This window comes from Algibacter miyuki (genome assembly GCF_030409805.1).
GTDB lineage: Bacteria > Bacteroidota > Bacteroidia > Flavobacteriales > Flavobacteriaceae > Algibacter > Algibacter miyuki.
Genome location: NZ_JAUFQP010000013.1, coordinates 594,420 through 613,849, shown reverse-complemented (window position 1 = coordinate 613,849; position 19,430 = coordinate 594,420). Strand labels below are relative to the sequence as shown.

Sequence of the window (19,430 nt, the reverse complement as noted above, 5' to 3'; positions counted from 1 at the left end):
GTGTTACACTTAAAGCGGCTTTTATATTATAAACAGAATTACTAATTAAAACTCCAGCTTTTATAACTACTAGAAGCTTCTAATTTGTTTTCTAAACTATCTTCTAACTCTGGAAAGAAGTCGATTCCTGTAAGTTTTTCAACTTCATCTACAGAGACAACAAACTTATATAAAGGTTCTTTAGATTCTACGCTAGGCATTAAAAAAGCAATCATTTTAGTGTTACCCGAATTATTATCAATCAAAACTTTATAAAATTGATTTGGCACTGCTACTTGCTCGTCACCAATGGTTTTCATATGTCCCTTTAACACACCACCTGTTACTACAAAAACGCCATTATATTTACTTGCCCAATATCTAACTTTCTGTTCTAGTGTGTTCCAAATACCAGCATTAAAATCGTGCTTTTGCGGACTAATATTACTGGTTAAAAATGTTTCATCATGCGCTTCTTTACTGTAACGGCGGTCGCCAGCAGGACAAAGATGCCCACGATCATAACCCGATTTTTTATAATTACGCCAATCTGCTGCGCCTGTTTTTACGGCTTTATCTATTTCAAAATACGGACGTTTAAAATCATTTTTCGATAAATGAGATTTCTTCAACTCATAAGCAACCCATTCCGCTTGCTCATAAGGTTCGCTATAAGATAGTGAATATCCATCGTGATGTACAATTTGCCCTGTTGTACTGGTTGGTAAAAAGTATTCGTTTGTATCACTCTTAGAGACCTTGCCTTCTATTACAATTTCATTTTTTTCTTCTTCAACTAAAAAATGCTCGTAACCATAAACGCTGATAAGAATAATGACTGCGATAATAGATAGTACTTTCCGTTTCGTCATTATTCTAAAACAAATTCTAAAGGCTCTCCAATCTTAAAGTTAGGTGCATTAATATCTAATAACGCTGAAATTGTTGGAGCAATATCTGTAATTTCTGTTCTCTTAAACGTTTTACCATGTTTTATTCCTTTTCCGAAGAACAAAAGCGGCACATGCGTATCATAATTTAAACCACTACCGTGTGTAGAACCTGTTTTTCCGTAAGATATGTATGCTGGATCTTGAATTACTAAAACATCACCAGAGCGTTTTTGGTTGTATCCGTTTTGAAGTAATTTTTCAATACCCGTTGTAAAAGAAGCTTTTCCCATAGTTGTTGCGGTGTAAGCTTTGTAAACATTGGTATAATTAATTATTTCGTTAACAATAGCATCTTGTACAGCTTCTAATTCTAAACCTAAACTTTTAATCTTTTCGCGATTTAAAAATATTTGATTATTGCTTATATTTTCAATTAGATCATCTGCTTTAAAAGTTGTTTGCATAAATGCCTCTAACTTTGTTCTCATGGCTTTATTATTCAAATATCCTGCTGGAATTTTTTTCGACCTCATATAAGCAGGCACATTAATTGCACCGTGATCTGCAGTTAAAAACACCGTATAGTTTCCTTTTCCAACTTCAGCATCTAATCCTTTAAAGAAACGTTCTAAATCTTTATCTAAACGTAAATATGTATCTTCAATTTCTTTAGAATTCACTCCAAAGTTATGCCCAACATAATCGGTACTAGAAAAACTAACCGTTAAAACATCGGTAAACTCATCCTTTCCTAAATCTTCACCAACCAATGCTGCTAAAGCAAAATCGGCTACTAAACTATTACCATAAGCCGTAGCTTTTAAAATATCGAAACCGCCATTTTTGCTTTTCAAGGCATCTAAATCGTAAGGAAATGTAGCTGTCTCTTGTCCTTTAAAACCACCTTCATAATCATTTAAATCGCTACCACTTTCTAAATACGTTTCAATATCATACAAAGTATTCCAAGGTTTAAGATATGATTTTGCTGTACCTGATTTATTAAATTTCTTCACCCATTTAGGCAATTCCTCCATGTAAAATGTACTCGAAATAAAGTTACCTTCATCTTTTCCTTGAAACCAATAAGCCGCATTCGCTGTGTGTCCTGCTGGTAAAATAGCACCACGATCTTTCACTGAAATACCGATAGTTTTACCTCGCATTTGCGTAAATAATCTATTCTCATCGGCAAATGTTGTTGTTTTCATGCGTTGCGTAGACATTTTTCCTGCATCTGTTTTTGTTCCTACGGAAGAAACAGAATCGTCTTGTGCACAATACACCATGGTTTTTAATTCTTTATCGTACCAATTATTTGCGATAATACCATGATATTTTGGACTTGTACCTGTATAAATAGATGCGTGACCTGGCCCTGTATATGTTGGGATATAATTAAAGTGATTGTTTTTACAATTAAAACCTTCACTCATCATACGTTTAAAACCGCCTTCTCCGTATCGGTCTGCAAATCTTGTTAAATAATCGTAGCGCATTTGATCTACAACAATACCAACAACCAATTTCGGATTGGTTTCATCAGATTTATTTTGTGCCTTAGAAGATAAACTTAACACAAAGACTACAACTAAAAAGAAAATATTTTTATTCATTATAATAGGTTTAAGGTTCAAAAATACATATTTTAAAAACATGATAATTTAAAATAATCGTTAAATCCGAGTAACTTTTTTTACTTTAGCATTTCAAATTTATATATGACGTACCTACATAATATAGGAGCTTATTTTTTAATGATTGCTGAGATGTTTCGTAAACCAACAAAATGGAGCGTAATGAAGCAATTAATATTAAAAGATATTGATGACTTAATCATTGGATCTCTAGGGATTGTAGCCTTTATCGCCTTTTTTGTGGGTGGTGTAGTTACAATTCAAACGGCACTTAACATAGACAATCCGTTAATTCCGAAATATTTGGTTGGTTTTGCTACCAGGCAATCTATTATTTTAGAATTTGCACCCACATTTATTTCGATAATTATGGCTGGAAAAGTGGGTTCATTTATCACATCGAGTATCGGTACGATGCGTGTTACGGAACAAATAGACGCTTTGGAAGTTATGGGAATAAACTCATTAAATTATTTAGTTTTCCCAAAATTCATTGCTTTAATGCTGTATCCGTTTGTGATTTCTATCGCCATGTTTTTAGGAATTTTAGGAGGTATGGCTGCCTGTGTTTATGGTGGATTTAGTTCGTTAGAAGATTATATTGTAGGTATACAAATGGATTTTATTCCATTCCATATTGCTTATGCTTTTATAAAAACATTTGTATTTGCCTTTTTATTAGCAACCATACCTTCTTTTCATGGATACTATATGAAAGGTGGCGCTTTGGAAGTAGGAAAAGCCAGTACCACATCGTTTGTATGGACTAGTGTGGCTATTATTCTTTTAAATTATTTACTAACCCAAATGTTATTAAGCGCATGATAGAAGTTAAAGATTTGCAGAAATCGTTTGGTGAAGCTCATATATTAAAAGGGATTACAACCACATTTGAAAAAGGAAAAACAAACCTTATTATCGGGCAAAGTGGCTCGGGTAAAACCGTTTTCCTGAAATGCCTATTAGGTTTATTTGATTATGAATCTGGCAGCATTGCTTATGATGGTCATATATTTTCCAAACTTACAGAAGATGAAAAGCGAAATATGCGTGCCAAAATAGGCATGGTTTTCCAAGGAAGTGCATTATTCGATTCGATGACTATTGCCGAAAATGTAATGTTCCCTTTACAAATGTTTACAAAACAGAGTAAAAGCGAAATGCAGGACCGTGTGGATTTTGTTTTAAAACGAGTAAACCTTGATGATGCTCATAAAAAAATGCCTAGTGAAGCCTCGGGAGGTATGCAAAAACGCGTGGCTATTGCCCGTGCTATTGTAAATAACCCTAAGTATTTATTTTGTGATGAACCAAACTCGGGATTGGATCCAAAAACATCGATTGTTATTGATAATTTAATAAAAGAAATTACTGAAGAATACCAAATTACTACGGTAATTAATTCACACGACATGAATTCGGTTATGGAAATTGGCGAAAAAATCGTGTTCTTAAAAGATGGTTTAAAAGCTTGGGAAGGCTCTAAAGACACCATTTTTAGAACGGATAACAAAGTGGTTACCGATTTTGTTTATTCATCTAACTTGTTTAAAAAAGTACGTAAAATGTACTTAGAAGAAAATAGCTAAAACCGGCAACACATTATTTTAAAGCTTTTATTTTTATAATTAATCTCTTTTTATAATAACTTGTTTTGCTTTTAATTGTTCTTTCAACCAATCGTTTAGTTGTTTTTCCTTTATAGCAATCAAACTATCATTTAAAGTTTCGTTCCATTTTACGGTTGCAACCTCCAATGTATCGGTGTTTATAAAATCTTTAGATTCTAGTGTTTTTGCATAACTAAAATACATTAAATCGCTAAATCTAACTTTCGCATCACGGGATAAGTTAGAGAAAGACACCACGCTACTCCCGCCATTTACAAAACGAAGTTCTTCGCGTAAAACTTCTACTTCATTCCTTAAACCAGAAATAATATGATCCTTTTCATCTAAATCTCTAATAGCTCTATCATAAGCATCAGAAATTTTATCAAAACTCCTGTTTTTATTACCAAAAATCTCTAATTTAAAATCACTGATTTTCTCATAACTTTTAAGCTCGTTCAATAAATCGGACTCTGTAGCTTCTGCTATTTCACCATTAAAATAAAGCGTAATTTTTTTCTCTTCCGTATTTAGTGTTGAGTTTTGAAACCAAAGATCTTGATTCAGTTTAATTTCTTTTGAAATAAAATTATTATAATCATTTTCGAAACCGCTGCTTTTTAAAACTCTTAAAAAGGTAATTGTTGGATAAATCATGACAACCACTGCCACCAATGCAGCAAAACGCGCAGTACGTCTTCTTTTAGCCGAATTAGCATATTTAAGCATTGGAAACCTAAGAAGTTTAAGTACAATAAATGTTGCCAAAGCTATAAAAATAGTGTTGATGGTAAACAAATTCATGGCTCCTAAAAAATAGGTCAAATTTCCATGTGCCAAACCATAACCCGCGGTACATAAAGGCGGCATTAATGCTGTAGCAATAGCAACACCAAAAATAACCGATGCAATTGTTCCTCTTTTAGTACGGGCAATAATTAAGGCTAAACCGCCAAAAAAGGCAATAAGTACATCTCTAATATCTGGCTTTACACGTCCTAATAATTCTGAGGTTTCTTGATTCCCTAAAGGGAAAAATTTAAAGAATAAAAAAGCGGTTAATAAACTTAGTACAAGCATCGTTGCTAAGTTTATTAACGATTTTCTAAGCGTATCAATATCGTTTATAGCAATGGACATACCAATACCTAATATTGGCCCCATAAGCGGAGAAATTAACATGGCACCAATAACAACCGCTGTTGAATCGGCATTTAACCCAATGGAAGCGACAAATATAGAGCAAATTAAAATCCAAGCCGTAGCGCCCTTAAAAGGAATATCGGCTTTTATTGCCTCAATAGTGGCATCGCGATCGGTATCGTCTCTAAAATCCAACAATTCTTTAAAAAACACAGTAATGCTTTTTAACAAACCTTCGGCATCCTTTTTAACTGCCTTTTTAGATTCCTCTACATTCTTATCCTTTTTTAGTTGAGCGTCCTCTTCTGAAAAGTTAAATTTATTCTCTTCCATGCTATATTAATTTTCAAAAAAACTTAATTTCTAATTATCGTACTTTTCATTAAGACGCTGTAAAACTTGTTTAATATCTTGTTCTTTCTTTTTAGGATAAATAAGCAATGTATCATCGTTATCTACAATAATATAATCGTTTAAACCATCGACTACAACCGTTTTTCCTTTACGAGTTCTAATCATGTTTCCTTCGGCGTTTTCAACTAAATTGTTGGCATTAAGAATGGCGTTATTATTATTATCCTTATCTAGTTTATCGTATAAACTTCCCCAGGTTCCAAGATCGTTCCAATCAAACTCTGCTCCTATAACGAATACATTATTCGATTTTTCCATAAGTGCATAATCCACTGAAATATTTTCAGCTTTAGGATAATTTTCTTTGATAAAGCCGTCTTCAAGTTCTGTATTATACGACGGAATTCCAGATTCAAACAATTGATACAATTCGGGTTGATTATTTTTAAAAGCTTGCACAACACTCTTTACGCTCCACATAAATATTCCGGCATTCCATAAAAAGTTACCTTGTTCTATAAAACTTTTTGCTGTTTGGTAATCTGGTTTTTCTCGAAATTGATTTACAGACTTTATTCTATCAGAAGATTTCTCATCAAATTCAATATATCCAAAACCGGTATTAGGGAATGTTGGCTTAATTCCAAGCGTCATTAAAGCATCATTTTCTGAGCAATAATTAAAAGCTTCTTCTACATTTTTAGAAAATATTTTTTCATCCTCAATCCAATGATCACTTGGCGCAACAATCATTAATGCGTCTGGGTTTTCTTTCTGAATTTTTAAAGATGCAAACAAAATACAAGGCGCTGTATTACGCATGGCAGGCTCTAAAACCACTTGTTTTTGAGTCACTTCGGGAAGCTGCTCTAAAACTAAATCGTTGTAACGTTCGTTTGTTAAAATATAAATGTTTTCTTTCGGGATTAACATGGATAAACGTTGAAATGTTTTCTGTATTAACGTATCTCCAGTGCCCAGCATATCGTGAAACTGTTTTGGGAATTCACTTGTACTTACTGGCCAAAATCGAGATCCAACTCCACCTGCCATTAATATGGCGTAATAATTTTTATTCATACTTTATCTTTTTATTTCGATAAAAACTCAATTGCTACTCAAGTTTTCATCTATTGTTGACATATGGTGCCGCCTTATATGTTTAAGACTTAAACCAACTCAACTTCTGCGTTAGGATTAAACAAATATAACCTTCCTGTTTTAATTTCAACACACTCAAAGCGTTTCACCCTCTTTTTTACCATTTTAAAAACCCGACCATTATATAATTTAAAAGTACTTCCTGCTGGTACTTCAAAAACATAGTGCTTATTATTAGGCGCATCAAACTGCTTTAATGCATAGGCTAAATCGGTATCAGTATCACTCGATGCCTTTGGGTTTTTAAAATGTCTAGCTAAAAGAGGCAACAAATCGTTAGGAAAAATTTCAGGATTTAAAAATGGTAACATTAAATGCTTAAAAGTGTATTTCCACTCCACACCATGGGGTTTTATATTTTTCCCGTAGGTTTTATAGGTATCAAAATGTGCTATTTCATGAATAAGTGTAATTAAAAACCGATAAACATTCAAATTAGAATTTATGGTTATTTGATGTTTTCCGTTAGGCATTTGCCTATAATCACCATGTCGCGTTTTACGTTCATTTTTTATTTTAACCGCCAAATTATCGTGTTCTAACAGTTTTAAAACTTGATTAAGCGCGGTATTAGGTATGTAGTCTTTAAGTAGGTTTAACATTATTACAAAAATAAAGAATTACTAAAACAACACGCTTAATAATTAATAAAAAAACATTAAGATTACCGCTTCAACAAAAACTAGATTTTTTTACTGCCGTGATAACGACGTTGTTGTAATAAAAAACTTTCTTCTACATTAAGTTATTTTTAAATAATTGATTTAGCCCACTAAATTGTCATAATTTTTATTAACTTTTCGAATCTTAAATTATTTAACTCGTAAAATTAGACTTCAAAAAAATTAATTAAAGTTAAAAAACTATACATTTTCTAACAAAAACTAATAAATGATGAATTTTACTTAGTTATAATCCTAAAAGAATAGATATTTTTTAACTAATCGTTATATTTGACCATATCCTTGAAACAATATGAACAACAACTTATTCTCTACTTACGATAAACTAGCTAGTACCTGGGACGAAATGTACAACGACAGTGCCGAATTTCGATCGCAATACGAAGGTTTCATTAAATACTTAGAAAACACAACGCCAGAAAAACTGACTATAAAAGAAGATCTTGCAAAGCAGTTATTTATGAGTCAAGGCGTTACATTTACGGTGTATAATGATAACGAAGGTATTGAAAAGATATTCCCTTTTGATATTGTACCAAGAATAATAACGGCCGATGAGTGGCAAAAAATTGAAGCCGGTATTAAACAGCGTCTAAAAGCTTTAAACTTATTTATTAAAGATATTTATAATGATCAATTTATTATAAAAGACGGTATAATTCCTGGTGAATTAATATACTCGTGTCCAAATTTTTTACGCGAAATGAAAGGCGTAAAAGTACCTCACGATATTTATGTTCATATTTCCGGAGTCGATTTAATACGGAATAACGATGGCGAGTTTTATGTGCTAGAAGATAACTTAAGAACCCCCTCAGGTGTAAGTTATATGTTAGAAAACCGTGAGATATCTAAACGATTATTTCCTGGAATTCTTCCAAAAAACAAAGTACGCTCGGTTTCTAATTATCCTAACTTACTATACAAAAAGCTCAAAGAACTTTCTTATAACAGCAATCCTAATGTTGTTTTATTAACTCCAGGTATTTACAATTCTGCCTATTACGAACATACAACTCTTGCCCGATTAATGGGGATTGAATTAGTTGAAGGTAGTGACTTGGTTGTTAAAAATCATTTTGTTTACATGAAAACCACTAACGGTTTAAAACAAGTGGATGTTATTTATAGACGTGTAGATGATGATTATTTAGACCCCCTTGAGTTTAATGAAAAAAGTGTTCTTGGCGTTGCCGGCATTATGGCCGCTTACCGCAAAGGCAATGTAAATATTGTAAATGCGCCAGGTACTGGAATTGCCGATGATAAAGCCATTTATATTTATGTTCCAGACATGATAAAATATTATTTAGATGAAGAACCACTTCTAAAAAACATTGAAACCTACCAATTAGGACGACCAGACGAGTTGGCTTATGTTACCAAAAACATAAAAGACATGGTTATTAAAAAAACCGATGGTAGTGGTGGTTACGGTATGCTTATGGGCCACGAAGCCACACCTGAAGAAATAGAAGATTACTTAAATACTGTTAAGAAAAAACCTGAAAATTTTATAGCTCAGCCTATTTTAAGACTTTCAACTGCGCCATGCTACATCGATGGTAAATTATCACCACGCTGTATCGATTTAAGGCCTTTTGCTCTTTCTGGTCGCGATGGCATTGATATTTGTCCTGGTGGATTAACCAGAGTTGCGCTTAAAAAAGGATCGCTCGTTGTAAATAGTTCACAAGGTGGCGGCAGTAAAGATACTTGGGTTTTAGAATAATTTTCAAAAAAAATAAATACGTATGTTAAGTAGAGTAGCAAATAATCTTATTTGGTTAGATAGATATATGGAACGGGGAAGTGGTATTTTAAGTTTGCTTAAGGTGAATTTATCAGCCAATCAAGATTCGCCCGAGTTATTTTCTTGGACGCCAATCATGAAAAATTTTACCGCATTTGATAACGAATACTACACAGAAGATGCCATAGAGTGCATCGATTTTATGGTATTTAATACCAACAACTCTAATTCCATAGTGAACTTAGTTACTAAAGCAAGAGAAAATGCCCGCAGTGTTCAGGAGCATATTTCACGAGAACTTTGGTTGTGTGTTAATAATTATTACTTGTTTTTAACGAACAAAAATTTACGCGAAAAATTAGGTGAAGAAGATCCTGTCCAGTTCCTAGAAGACCTACGTAAGCACCATTTAATATATAATGGCACAACTGATATTACACAAGAACGTGGCACATCATATTACTTTATGAATGTTGGGAAATTCTTAGAACGTGTAAACTTAATTGCCGATTTCACCTCACTTAAACTTACAGAAATCGGGAATACTTCCGATAGCTTAGAACAAAGTTTTTACTGGAAAAATCTATTGTTATCCATTGGAGGTTATCAGCTTTATTTAAAAAAGCATAAATCAACCTTTAACGAGGAACACGTGATTAGCATGGTTTTTCAAGACGATCTTTTTCCTCGATCTGTTTTTTACTGTGTTAACAAACTTAGCAGACATATTGATCGCTTAATTGAAACTAACGAGCTTGAAAAAAACAATTTAGATTTTTTAATCGGAAAACTTGAAAGTTCTATAAAATACACCACTATTGAAAATATTAACAGCCAAGGTTTAAATAATTTCATAAATGGTATAAAGGAAGATATTAGTAATATCTCGTCCAATATTAATGCTGTTTACAATTCTAATAATTGATTTACATTTTTCATTATGGCTACATTTTTCATTAAACATATTACAAAATACAATTATAGTGCTAACGTTATCGATGGTGCAACCTTAACACGTTTACACCCTATTAATGACGATTATCAAAAAGTAACATCGCACCTTATAGGCGTTACCAATAACCCGTTTATTGAAACATTTTACGATTTTTACAATAACCGTGTTGGTACCTTCATGATTACGGAACCACATAACGAATTAAACATTATTTCGGAAATAGAAGTGGTAACATCTCCCAAACTTATTCCTGAAGACACTGTTGAAAAAACAGCTCAATGGACGGAGCTAAAACGGATAAGAAACACGATTGATTTTATTGATTTTACAGCCCATAAACCATTTGCTGGCAGCCAAGATATTGAAGATATTATTTTAGATCTTATGCTAAAAACCAAATCGCCTTTTCAAGCCGTATTAACACTTAGCGAATATGTTCATAACAATTTCGATTACAAACCAGGCGTAACCAATGTAAAAACGCCTTTAGAAGAAGCATGGGAGTTAAAAGCTGGTGTATGTCAAGATTTTACCAACGTATTACTACGTATGATAAAAATGCTTGGTATTCCGGCACGCTATGTTAGTGGTTACATTTGTCCGAATGACGAAATTACACGTGGAGAAGGCGCTACACATGCTTGGATTGAAGCTTATATTCCGTTTTATGGATGGTTAGGTTTCGACCCTACAAACAACGCTATTGCAAACGAAAACCATGTGCGCTTAGCTATAGGAAGAGATTATAGTGATTGCTCGCCTGTTAAAGGTGTTTTTAAAGGCAATGTAGAAGCCGAGATGCAAGTAAAAGTTTCTGTTAAAACGAGTAAATCAGACAACAGCTCTAATGATATTGACAAGGCTATAGATGCCGAAAAAGCAAATAGCTACAAACGTAGTTTAGCTAAAATTCAAAAAAGTGAAAGTCTTAAACAAAATCACCAACAGCAACAACAGCAGCAACAATAATATTGTGGTTTATTTTTTACGGTCTATAACGTAATTCACCATTAATTTTAATGAATTTTTATAGTCGGATTCTGGATATTTCGCAAGAAGTTCTAGAGCCTCCATTTGATATCCTTTCATTTTGTCTATGGCGTAATCTAAACCTCCGTTATCTTTTACAAACCCAATAACTTCTTTGACACGTTTGGTGTCTTTATTATGATTTTTAATTGAATTGATAAGCCATTTCTTATCTTTTTTAGAAGCTTGATTTAACACATAAATCAAAGGTAATGTCATTTTTTGTTCTTTAATATCGATGCCTGTAGGCTTCCCTATTTGCGCATCACTATAATCGAATAAATCATCTTTAATTTGAAAAGCCATACCGATAAGTTCTCCGAATTTACGCATGGTTTCCACATGTTCCGATTCAGGCTTAACAGAAGCAGCCCCTAAACTACAACAAGCCGCAATTAAAGTGGCTGTTTTTTGACGAATAATCTCATAATACACAGCTTCTGTAATATCTAATTTTCTAGCTTTTTCAATTTGAAGAAGTTCTCCTTCGCTCATCTCACGAACGGCAATAGATATGATTTTTAGTAAATCGAAATCATTATTATCAATAGAAAGTAATAGTCCTTTAGAGAGTAAATAATCACCAATTAATACGGCTATTTTATTCTTCCAAAGAGCATTTACGGAGAAGAAACCACGACGGCGGTTACTATCATCCACCACATCATCATGTACCAATGTGGCCGTATGAATTAATTCGATAACCGAAGCGCCACGATAGGTACGCTCGCTCACCTCGCCATTCGATACCATTTTAGATACTAAAAACACAAACATAGGGCGCATTTGCTTCCCTTTTCTGTTTACAATATAATGTGTAATTCGGTTAAGCAAAGCCACTTTACTCGCCATAGACAGCTGGAACTTTTGCTCGAAAAGATCCATTTCGTAAGCGATGGGTTGCTTTATTTGTTCTACTATTTTCAAGGACTAAGATTAAGTGAATTCAAATATAAGTTTTACAATGCTATATATTAAATATTTTACTGCAAAACTGCTAACTTTTGTTTGCTAATTGGCCGCAGGCCGCATCAATATCTTTACCACGACTTCGGCGTACATTAACTACAATTCTGTTTTGTTCTAAAGCGTTAATATAATTATCTAAAGCCTCGTTTGAAGCTTGCTGAAATTCGCCATCGTCAATCGGGTTATATTCAATAATATTGACCTTACATGGTACATATTTACAAAACTGAACAAAGGCATCAATATCCTTTTTACTATCGTTAATCCCCTTCCAAACCACATATTCGTAGCTAATTTTTCGATTAGTTTTTAAATACCAATATTCTAAGGATTCTTTTAAATCTTTAAGCGGAAAAGTTTCGTTAAAAGGCATAATTTTCGTGCGCACCTCATCAATAGCAGAATGTAATGACACTGCTAGATTGAATTTAACCTCATCATCAGCCATTTTCCTAATCATTTTTGGAACGCCAGATGTGGATACCGTAATTCGTTTTGGCGACATGCCTAAGCCATCTGTAGATGTAATTTTGTCGATAGCCTTAATTACGTTATTATAGTTCATCAGCGGTTCTCCCATCCCCATAAACACAATGTTACTTAAAGGGCGATCATGATATAAACGACTTTCGTTGTCGATTGCTACAACTTGATCGTAAATTTCGTCAGGATTTAAGTTACGCATACGTTTTAAACGTGAGGTTGCACAGAACTTACAATCTAAACTACAGCCTACTTGACTAGAAACACAGGCTGTGGTTCTTGTTTTTGTTGGAATTAAAACCGACTCTACAATTAATCCATCGTGTAAACGTACCGCATTTTTAACTGTACCATCGCTACTGCGTTGCATGGTATCTACTTTAATGTGATTAATTACAAAATTGTCTTCGAGCATTTGGCGTGTTTCTTTAGATACGTTTGTCATATCTTCGAAGCTGTAAGCCGATTTTTGCCAAAGCCACTCGTAAACTTGATTACCTCTAAAGGCTTTATCGCCTTGTTCTACAAAGAAATTTCTTAATTGTTCTTTGGTTAATGCGCGTATGTCTTTTTTCTTGTTTTCCATTTGGTTGCAAAAATAGTGAAAGCTTTTGCTTTTGCCGAATTTAGGACTGAACTTGTTACATAAACTTCTAATAATTGTTGTTTTATGCTGAAGCTTTGCAGATAAGCGCATTAGGGATTGATGCGGCATCCTTTTTGTAAAAGTACATTTTACTAATTTCTAGATTTATGAATTATTTTATAAAAAGGTTTAAATTTGAGATAAACGGGATGCTTTACAAAAAGATATAGCGGAAAGCCCGACCCGCAGGGAAATGCCCAAAAACAAGAAAAGCCCCGAATTATCGAGGCTTTTAAATTATTTTGAATGGGATTAGATGATTAACATCGCATCACCATAACTGTAAAATTTATACTTTTCTTTTACGGCTTCTTCATAAGCTTTTTTAGCAAAATCGTGACCTGCAAACGCCGAAATCATCATTAACAAAGTTGATTTTGGTGTGTGGAAGTTAGTTATCATTGAGTTTGCAATGCTAAATTCGTAAGGAGGAAAAATAAATTTATTAGTCCAACCTTCTACTTCGTTTAACTTTCCACTTGTTGATACAGCACTTTCTATGGCACGCATAGCAGTAGTTCCAACGGCGCAAATACGACGTTTTTCAGCAAGACCTCGGTTTACAATTTCTACGGCTTTAGCGTCGATTTTTAACTCTTCGCTATCCATTTTATGTTTCGATAAATCTTCTACTTCAACAGGATTAAATGTTCCTAAACCTACGTGTAATGTAACCTCTGCGAAATTAACACCTTTAATTTCTAAACGTTTTAATAGATGTCTAGAAAAGTGAAGACCTGCTGTTGGTGCTGCTACGGCACCTTCAGTTTTAGCATATATGGTTTGGTAACGATCTTGATCTTCTGGTTCTACATCGCGTTTAATGTACTTTGGAAGTGGTGTTTCTCCTAGTTCGTTTAATTTTTTACGAAATTCTGAATACGATCCATCATATAAAAAACGTAAAGTACGTCCTCTTGAGGTGGTATTATCGATAACTTCAGCTACTAAAGTTTCATCATCACCAAAATAAAGTTTGTTTCCAATTCTTATTTTACGTGCTGGATCTACTAAAACATCCCAAAGGCGTTGCTCTTCGTTTAATTCTCTTAATAAAAAAACCTCGATTCTGGCACCTGTTTTTTCTTTGTTTCCGTATAAACGGGCTGGAAAAACTTTGGTGTCGTTTAAAATTAAAACATCGTCTTCCTCAAAGTAGTCTATAAGATCTTTAAACATCTTATGCTCAATGGTTTGCTCTTTTCTATTAAGCACCATTAAACGTGACTCATCTCTGTTTTCAGCTGGATATTCTGCTAATAATTCTTCTGGTAAGTTGAAACCAAAATGTGATAATTTCATTAATAAAGGTTTTAAGTTAGTGTGTTCTAAATGTTTTAAGTTGCCCTCAAAACGATTCTAACGCTTGCAAATATACAATCTGAGCATAGGGGTTGTCAAGTAAATGCGAGATTATTATTCTGTTATTTTAAAACCGATGGCTTTTAAATCGTCCCAAAACGTTGGATATGATTTAGATACCACGGCGGCATGCTCTATAATTATTGGTATTTTTAATGCTAATGGTGCGAAGGCCATGGCCATTCTATGGTCGTTATACGTGGCAATAGGCACAAATTCGTTAATTTTTGTAGATGCTGCTAAATGTAAAGACTTATCTGTGATTTTTACTTCGCCACCTAATTTTTCAATTTCGGTTTTTAAAGCAACTAATCTATCTGTTTCTTTAATCTTTAGGGTATGCAAACCTATTAAATCGCAAGGCATGCCTAATGCAAAACAGGTTACTGCAATGGTTTGCGCAATATCTGGTGCATTTTTTAAATCTAATTTTAGAGGCTCAGTACTATCAGATACTTTTTTAAGGGTTACTGAATTACCATTAAACGTACTTGTTACACCAAAATGTTTATAAATATCGACTAATACAGAATCGCCTTGTAAAGAGTTTTCTTTGTATGATGATAGCGTAATTTCGGTACCAATATCACTTATAGCGGCAATACTAAAATAGTATGATGCTGAAGACCAATCTGACTCTACAACCAATGTTTTTGGTGTTAATGCTTTTGTATTTGGTTTTACGGTAATAACATTACCTACAAATGATGACTCTACGCCTATTTCGTCGAGTAAGCTTAACGTCATTTTTATATATGGAACCGATGTAATTTCACCTTCTAAGGTTAATTCGATCCCATTTTCTAACTTTGAAGCTATAAGTAATAGAGCCGAAATATACTGGCTGCTTACGTTGGCTTTTAAAGCAACTTTATGTTTTGTTAGCTTTTTACCTATGATTTTTATAGGCGGAAATCCGTCGTTTTGTAAATAACTAATTTCGGCACCTAGCTCCTGAAGGGCTTCTGCTAGAATTTTTATTGGACGCTCCGTCATACGTTGCGAACCTGTTAAGGTTACCGTTCTACCTTCTTGTATTGAAAAATAGGCGGTTAAAAAACGCATGGCTGTACCGGCATGATGAATATCCACAACATCGGATTGTGAGCTTAAAGCATTCGTCATTAAATTACTATCGTCCGAATTTGAAACGTTTTCGAGTTTAAATTCTGGATATAAAGCCTGTAAAAGCAGTAATCTATTCGATTCACTTTTAGAACCGGTTATGGTAATTTCTGATTTACGAGATTCGAGTTTCGATTTGTGAAGGGTAATATTCATTGTAAAATTCTATAACATCTTAAAGCCTGCTAATTTACTTTAATTTTTCGTTATTATGGTGTCTATCGTGGTCGCGTTTTCCTTTCTTATACATTCTTTCGTCGAAAGCTTTTTGCAAATCGACTCCGGTTTGGTTTGCTAAACAAAGTACAACGAATAAAACATCGGCTAATTCTTCACCTAAATCTTTGTTTTTATCGCTTTCTTTTTCACTTTGCTCGCCGTATCTACGGGCTATTATTCTAGCTACCTCCCCTACTTCTTCAGTAAGTTGAGCCATATTGGTTAACTCGTTAAAATAACGAACACCGTGTTCTTTAATCCAATTATCAACTTCTTGTTGTGCGTTTTCTATATTCATTATTTTTTACTTAAAACTATTTGTTTGTTCTTTTTTCTATCATTTGTGCAAAATTTTATCATCAATAATAGCAACCTGACTTTCTTTTACAAATTTATAAGATTCCACAATAGATTTCCCTAAATCCAGCTCATTTTTAACTTGACAGTGACTGTTAATTTTTAATTAATGCAACTTTTGCGTTATCGAGCTTACCAACTTCTTTATAGAATGTTCTAAATGCTTCATAATCTTCTTTAGGAAATATGCCATCGTTAATCTTAAATGTGCGTTTATAACTAATTTTAGAGACATCTACAACTGTGATTTCTATTTTATAACTTCCGAATTCGCTTTCTAAAACTTGGCCTTTCGGTAATGATTCTATTTTATATTCTGAAGGTAAAATAATTTCAACCTCATCAACATCTGTAAAACCTCGATTAATTTTCAATGCTAATTCTCGGTTTCTATAACGATCTGGAATATGCTTACTTCTATTAAAAACATTTAAATTAACTAACATACGGTCGCCAACTTGCTTCGTATAATTTTGAGCTTGAAAGGCTATTAACTCCGTAAATTCAATATCGTTTTTATTATTTTCAACAGCCATATTATCGATAGACAGGTTATTGATGTATTTCCATTGCCTTTTATAATGAATATCTAAATCGCGTGCGGTTTCAGTCTCTAACCAATACTTATTATCGTATTGAATTCCTTCAGACTTAATAGCTACCGTAGCATTAATTGCTCCCGTATTTAAAACCGTGCATGTGCCGTTTATGGTTTGTAAACTTTCTGCAGCAAGATACTTTTTAGTATGTTTTATTTTTCCGCCATCGGGTGTTATCACCAATACATCTCTGTCATCTGTAAAATCACCAATAAACCCGAAAGGTAATTTCTGGCTGGTGCATTCTAACCAGATATCCTCATCATTATTTGGGATATTCAGAATAACATGATTGCCCTGCATGCCCGCAAAATCTTTTTCTAAACTACGTTGTGAATCTCCAGCAAAAACCACTGCATAATGCGATTCTATTCCGGCAGCTTTAAGTAATGCCAAGGTGTAGTTCGTAAGTGCCTTACAATCGCCATACCCTAACCTATCGACTTCCGAAGCATTAAAAGGTTTCCATCCACCAATACCGACTTGCACACTGATGTAGCGTACTTTATCTTGAACGTACTTGTATATTTTTTTTGCTTTTGAAATATTATCAGGCTCATTTTTAACCAATTTCTGTATTTTATTTATGGTACCAACCGATAAATCGTGGGTATCTTTAATTAAATCATGATACATCCATGTGCCAAATTCGCTCCAGTTTTCTACTTCGGAATACGCTCCTTCTAAATTAAATTGTTTGGAAGCAAACATCACCATAGGTATTATTTCTGAAAAATTCGGGCTATAATCTTCCGGTTTTAAAGCTTCAAGCTCTTTCGCTACGTAATGTATTTTAGTAGAAGAAATATCTTTTGAAACCATTAAGCCTTCCATGTTTTTTTCTTTTTTTCTGATAGAAAGCGCTTCCGGAAAACTTAGCGTATAACTACTATTTTCAACACTGACAAAATAACCGCTTAAAGGAGAAAACGACTGAATAAATGCCGTGTTTGCCGTTTCAAATTCCGAAGAAAATACTATGGTGTACGGATAACTAACCGCAGTATATTCGCAATATTTAACACGCGAATCCGAATACAATGTTCCGCCAGGCACCGCGCTAACATCTTTAAAATCCTTCTTTTTTATTTTCTTTAGGAGCTTCCCATAATTATTATAAACTTCAACTTCTAATGTTTTAATTTTTACATTATCGTCGTAAAACAAATGGGTATTTACAGCTTGATCTCCTTCTTTATTCAATACTGTTACAATGCTTTTTTCAGTAACTCGCATGGCACTAGAAGATTCTAAAACAATAGCAATATCATTTAAACGCACCACGGCATTGGCATTCTGTTTGAGGTTATCTGGTATGGAAAAACTGGTGTAAAAATCTTGTTGTGAAAAAGCTAAAATTGTAGTAAAAATAAATAGAGAGGACAATATACTTTTTAAGTTCATGAAGGTGTCGTAAGTTTTTAGGACTAGTTTTTAGTGAGGTTGACACCAACAAAACATAAAAAGAGATTATTTTAAACGTCTCTATTTCTGAATTTTATCACCAAAAACCTCAGCGCTAATATAATAAAACATGGCAAAAAAATGTACTTGAATTCACTTAAAATAACCTGTACACCACGTTCTGATATAAATTTACCAACACCAATAGGAGACACTTTGATATTTTGAAACGGAAAAAAAAATCGGTCAGTATTAAAAGGAATTAAAAACCCTACCCCCTTGCCTCCAGAAGTCATGGCATCTAAAACACCATGTGATACGGTAGAAATAAAAATGACTAAAAACCAAATAAGTTTATTTTTTCTTCCAACGGAAAACATTAAAATCAATGCCCAAAGTATGGCAAACAATATAGAATGTGTAAACCCACGATGCCCCATGGGGTGTGCGTAAGGTATGCCGAAACTAAAGCCAATAACATCAAAATCGGGTAATATAGTTGAAAAAATAGCGGCAACTACCAACCATTTCACATGTTGCATATTGGAAACCTTCACCAAAGTATACCCCACTATGCCATGCCCGAAAATAGACGCCATTATACCTTATTTTTTGTATCTATAATTATAGTTACCGGGCCATCGTTTAGTAATTCCACTTTCATATCGGCTCCAAATTGTCCGGTTTGGACTTTTTTACCTAAATCGCTTTCTATTTGCGCTACAAAAGCTTCGTATAAAGGTATTGCAACATCTGGTTTTGCTGCTTTGATATAACTTGGGCGATTCCCTTTTTTAGTTGATGCTTGAAGTGTAAACTGACTTACCACAATAACATCGCCTTCGCTATCTTTTAAAGAACAATTCATCACGTCGTTTTCATCTGAAAAAATACGCAGATTAGTAATTTTATTAGAAAGCCAAGTAATATCGGCTTGTTCATCTTCATTTACAATTCCTAAAAGAATTAAGAGTCCGTGTTCTATTTGCGCTACTTTTTCGCCTGCAATAGTGACACTGGCTTTGGTAACACGTTGTATAACTGCTTTCATTTATTTAAACTTCCGAAG

The 19,430-nt window shown here is 33.7% G+C and carries 18 protein-coding genes; 5 read left to right on the top strand and 13 right to left on the bottom strand.

The features are described 5' to 3' along the window. Window positions 1-41: 41 nt before the first annotated feature. Complete coding sequence (locus QWY92_RS14955) at window positions 42-851, bottom strand: DNA/RNA non-specific endonuclease (protein WP_290272663.1); 810 nt, start codon at window positions 849-851, stop codon at window positions 42-44. Beyond that, the gene (gene pafA / locus QWY92_RS14950; RefSeq protein WP_290272661.1) at window positions 851-2,488 is read right to left on the bottom strand and encodes an alkaline phosphatase PafA; all 1,638 of its coding nucleotides are present in this window, start codon (window positions 2,486-2,488) and stop codon (window positions 851-853) included. The genes QWY92_RS14955 and pafA overlap by 1 nt, the downstream gene beginning before the upstream one ends. A 105-nt stretch (window positions 2,489-2,593) precedes the next feature. On the opposite strand from pafA, the gene QWY92_RS14945 reads away from it, so the two are divergent. Both QWY92_RS14945 and QWY92_RS14940 read left to right on the top strand, forming a co-directional pair. After that, window positions 2,594-3,334 carry an MlaE family ABC transporter permease gene (locus QWY92_RS14945; protein ID WP_290272659.1) on the top strand — a complete coding sequence of 247 codons (741 nt, stop codon included), beginning with the start codon at window positions 2,594-2,596 and terminating at the stop codon, window positions 3,332-3,334. Beyond that, the gene (locus tag QWY92_RS14940) at window positions 3,331-4,098 is read left to right on the top strand and encodes an ABC transporter ATP-binding protein (RefSeq protein ID WP_290272658.1); all 768 of its coding nucleotides are present in this window, start codon (window positions 3,331-3,333) and stop codon (window positions 4,096-4,098) included. Before QWY92_RS14945 ends, QWY92_RS14940 begins: the two co-directional genes overlap by 4 nt. Before the next feature lie 39 nt (window positions 4,099-4,137). Here the strand turns inward: QWY92_RS14940 and QWY92_RS14935 are convergent, their stop codons facing one another. The 3 genes from QWY92_RS14935 to QWY92_RS14925 all read right to left on the bottom strand — a co-directional run bounded on the left by QWY92_RS14935 (window position 4,138) and on the right by QWY92_RS14925 (window position 7,379). After that, on the bottom strand, window positions 4,138-5,595 hold the full coding sequence (locus QWY92_RS14935; RefSeq protein ID WP_290272656.1) for a DUF389 domain-containing protein: 1,458 nt from the start codon (window positions 5,593-5,595) through the stop codon (window positions 4,138-4,140). 30 nt (window positions 5,596-5,625) lie between these two features. Next, window positions 5,626-6,696 (bottom strand): mannose-1-phosphate guanylyltransferase, encoded by a 1,071-nt coding sequence (locus QWY92_RS14930; RefSeq protein ID WP_290272654.1) that lies wholly within the window; start codon window positions 6,694-6,696, stop codon window positions 5,626-5,628. Between the two features lie 89 nt (window positions 6,697-6,785). After that, window positions 6,786-7,379, bottom strand: a complete 594-nt coding sequence (locus tag QWY92_RS14925) for a SprT-like domain-containing protein (RefSeq protein WP_290272653.1) — start codon at window positions 7,377-7,379, stop codon at window positions 6,786-6,788. A 373-nt stretch (window positions 7,380-7,752) separates the two neighbouring features. On the opposite strand from QWY92_RS14925, the gene QWY92_RS14920 reads away from it, so the two are divergent. The 3 genes from QWY92_RS14920 to QWY92_RS14910 are packed head-to-tail and all read left to right on the top strand — an operon-like array spanning window position 7,753 to window position 11,137. Then, window positions 7,753-9,192: a circularly permuted type 2 ATP-grasp protein gene (locus QWY92_RS14920; protein WP_290272651.1), complete on the top strand. Its 1,440-nt coding sequence runs from the start codon at window positions 7,753-7,755 to the stop codon at window positions 9,190-9,192. 22 nt (window positions 9,193-9,214) lie between these two features. Then, window positions 9,215-10,138 (top strand): alpha-E domain-containing protein, encoded by a 924-nt coding sequence (locus tag QWY92_RS14915; protein WP_290272649.1) that lies wholly within the window; start codon window positions 9,215-9,217, stop codon window positions 10,136-10,138. Between the two features lie 15 nt (window positions 10,139-10,153). Beyond that, window positions 10,154-11,137 (top strand): transglutaminase family protein, encoded by a 984-nt coding sequence (locus QWY92_RS14910; protein ID WP_290272647.1) that lies wholly within the window; start codon window positions 10,154-10,156, stop codon window positions 11,135-11,137. Window positions 11,138-11,146: 9 nt separating this feature from the next. Here the strand turns inward: QWY92_RS14910 and QWY92_RS14905 are convergent, their stop codons facing one another. The 8 genes from QWY92_RS14905 to dtd form a co-directional block, all read right to left on the bottom strand. After that, entirely contained in the window at window positions 11,147-12,124 is a 978-nt protein-coding gene (locus tag QWY92_RS14905; RefSeq protein WP_290272645.1) for a polyprenyl synthetase family protein, read from the bottom strand. 70 nt (window positions 12,125-12,194) lie between these two features. Next, window positions 12,195-13,235 carry a dual-specificity RNA methyltransferase RlmN gene (gene rlmN, locus QWY92_RS14900; protein WP_290272643.1) on the bottom strand — a complete coding sequence of 347 codons (1,041 nt, stop codon included), beginning with the start codon at window positions 13,233-13,235 and terminating at the stop codon, window positions 12,195-12,197. A gap of 312 nt (window positions 13,236-13,547) precedes the next feature. Beyond that, window positions 13,548-14,597 carry a tRNA preQ1(34) S-adenosylmethionine ribosyltransferase-isomerase QueA gene (queA, locus tag QWY92_RS14895; protein ID WP_290272641.1) on the bottom strand — a complete coding sequence of 350 codons (1,050 nt, stop codon included), beginning with the start codon at window positions 14,595-14,597 and terminating at the stop codon, window positions 13,548-13,550. Between the two features lie 114 nt (window positions 14,598-14,711). Continuing rightward, window positions 14,712-15,938 (bottom strand): 3-phosphoshikimate 1-carboxyvinyltransferase, encoded by a 1,227-nt coding sequence (locus QWY92_RS14890; protein ID WP_290272639.1) that lies wholly within the window; start codon window positions 15,936-15,938, stop codon window positions 14,712-14,714. 34 nt (window positions 15,939-15,972) lie between these two features. Then, entirely contained in the window at window positions 15,973-16,299 is a 327-nt protein-coding gene (locus tag QWY92_RS14885; RefSeq protein ID WP_042503119.1) for a nucleotide pyrophosphohydrolase, read from the bottom strand. Window positions 16,300-16,453: 154 nt separating this feature from the next. Then, complete coding sequence (locus tag QWY92_RS14880; RefSeq protein ID WP_290272634.1) at window positions 16,454-18,361, bottom strand: DUF3857 domain-containing transglutaminase family protein; 1,908 nt, start codon at window positions 18,359-18,361, stop codon at window positions 16,454-16,456. 71 nt (window positions 18,362-18,432) lie between these two features. Next, window positions 18,433-18,960, bottom strand: a complete 528-nt coding sequence (locus tag QWY92_RS14875; RefSeq protein WP_290272631.1) for a metal-dependent hydrolase — start codon at window positions 18,958-18,960, stop codon at window positions 18,433-18,435. Then, window positions 18,960-19,412, bottom strand: a complete 453-nt coding sequence (dtd, locus tag QWY92_RS14870; protein WP_290272629.1) for a D-aminoacyl-tRNA deacylase — start codon at window positions 19,410-19,412, stop codon at window positions 18,960-18,962. Before dtd ends, QWY92_RS14875 begins: the two co-directional genes overlap by 1 nt. Between the last annotated feature and the right edge of the window lie 18 nt (window positions 19,413-19,430).

Excerpts from the sequence above, each read along its gene's own strand:
- QWY92_RS14955 (WP_290272663.1), bottom strand. The coding sequence starts at position 851 with ATGACGAAACGGAAAGTACTATCTATTATCGCAGTCATTATTCTTATC.
- pafA (WP_290272661.1), bottom strand. The coding sequence starts at position 2,488 with ATGAATAAAAATATTTTCTTTTTAGTTGTAGTCTTTGTGTTAAGTTTA.
- QWY92_RS14945 (WP_290272659.1), top strand. The coding sequence starts at position 2,594 with ATGACGTACCTACATAATATAGGAGCTTATTTTTTAATGATTGCTGAG.
- QWY92_RS14940 (WP_290272658.1), top strand. The coding sequence starts at position 3,331 with ATGATAGAAGTTAAAGATTTGCAGAAATCGTTTGGTGAAGCTCATATA.
- QWY92_RS14935 (WP_290272656.1), bottom strand. The coding sequence starts at position 5,595 with ATGGAAGAGAATAAATTTAACTTTTCAGAAGAGGACGCTCAACTAAAA.
- QWY92_RS14930 (WP_290272654.1), bottom strand. The coding sequence starts at position 6,696 with ATGAATAAAAATTATTACGCCATATTAATGGCAGGTGGAGTTGGATCT.
- QWY92_RS14925 (WP_290272653.1), bottom strand. The coding sequence starts at position 7,379 with ATGTTAAACCTACTTAAAGACTACATACCTAATACCGCGCTTAATCAA.
- QWY92_RS14920 (WP_290272651.1), top strand. The coding sequence starts at position 7,753 with ATGAACAACAACTTATTCTCTACTTACGATAAACTAGCTAGTACCTGG.
- QWY92_RS14915 (WP_290272649.1), top strand. The coding sequence starts at position 9,215 with ATGTTAAGTAGAGTAGCAAATAATCTTATTTGGTTAGATAGATATATG.
- QWY92_RS14910 (WP_290272647.1), top strand. The coding sequence starts at position 10,154 with ATGGCTACATTTTTCATTAAACATATTACAAAATACAATTATAGTGCT.
- rlmN (WP_290272643.1), bottom strand. The coding sequence starts at position 13,235 with ATGGAAAACAAGAAAAAAGACATACGCGCATTAACCAAAGAACAATTA.
- queA (WP_290272641.1), bottom strand. The coding sequence starts at position 14,597 with ATGAAATTATCACATTTTGGTTTCAACTTACCAGAAGAATTATTAGCA.
- QWY92_RS14890 (WP_290272639.1), bottom strand. The coding sequence starts at position 15,938 with ATGAATATTACCCTTCACAAATCGAAACTCGAATCTCGTAAATCAGAA.
- QWY92_RS14885 (WP_042503119.1), bottom strand. The coding sequence starts at position 16,299 with ATGAATATAGAAAACGCACAACAAGAAGTTGATAATTGGATTAAAGAA.
- QWY92_RS14880 (WP_290272634.1), bottom strand. The coding sequence starts at position 18,361 with ATGAACTTAAAAAGTATATTGTCCTCTCTATTTATTTTTACTACAATT.
- QWY92_RS14875 (WP_290272631.1), bottom strand. The coding sequence starts at position 18,960 with ATGGCGTCTATTTTCGGGCATGGCATAGTGGGGTATACTTTGGTGAAG.
- dtd (WP_290272629.1), bottom strand. The coding sequence starts at position 19,412 with ATGAAAGCAGTTATACAACGTGTTACCAAAGCCAGTGTCACTATTGCA.